General features: G+C 69.8%; 1 protein-coding gene. It reads right to left on the bottom strand.

Features of this window, described 5'->3' with window-relative positions; genetic code table 11:
- Positions 1 to 832 (bottom strand): DNA-processing protein DprA (locus tag HTS88_RS21980; protein ID WP_174182326.1); only part of this gene is annotated, 832 nt, incomplete at its 3' end.
- Positions 833 to 837: the final 5 nt, after the last annotated feature.

The raw sequence follows: 837 nt of genomic DNA, 5'->3' as shown, positions 1-837 counted from the left end.
CGCTGTGCACGCTGCCCGGAACTGCTGCGACGTGCCGGGCGATAGTTTCGGCGTGGTGCGCGGTGTTCAGCGCACCGGAACGCCACCGGGCTTCCACCACACAAGTCACCCCTGCCAGTGCTGCAATAATTCTGTTTCTCTGCAAAAAACGGGCCCTTGAAGGTGCGGTTCCCGGGGGCAGCTCCGAGATGGTCAGGCCGTTAGCGCGGATCGCGGCCGCGAGGTCCGCGTTACCGGACGGGTAGTCCCGGTCAAGGCCTCCGGCCAGCACCGCGATGGTGGCCGGTCCGTCGCCCTGGCTTCCGGCCAGCGCGGCGCGGTGGGCGTGCGCGTCGATGCCGTAGGCAAGCCCGGAGATGACGCAGATTCCTCGCTGCGCCAGCCCGTGGGCGATGTCGCCGGTAACGGCCGCGCCGTAGCTGGTGCTGTCCCGTGAACCGGTCAGCGCCGCGCACCGCGACGGGGCCGGGATCCCTTTCCCGATGTCGCCCCGGTACCAAAGCCCGTAGGGGGCATCGGGCAGGTCGTCCAGACCTGTCGGCCAGTGCTCATCCCCCGGGACCAGAAAACCGCCGCCCAGCCGCTCGATGGCGGCCAAATCAGCCTCCGCCGCGTGGGTGTCGAACTCGCGGGGGTGCGGCGCCCAGCGGCTCAGGCCCTCGGCCAGTTCCTCGGCCGTGACGTCCCAGAACGGGAACACCGGACGGGCTCCAAGGGCCATCCTGTAGGCGGCGTGCGCGCCATGGCAGGCAACAAGGGCGCGGGCTACAAGGTCAGTCGGCGCGAACATCCGGGTCAGCGCGGCGCGTGCAGTGCGGTTTTCGTCAGTCATGGTGG

Source organism: Pseudarthrobacter oxydans, assembly GCF_013314975.1.
GTDB lineage: Bacteria > Actinomycetota > Actinomycetes > Actinomycetales > Micrococcaceae > Arthrobacter > Arthrobacter oxydans.
The sequence above is the reverse complement of the archived record's forward strand: the minus strand, read 5'-3'. Positions and strand labels throughout refer to the sequence as shown.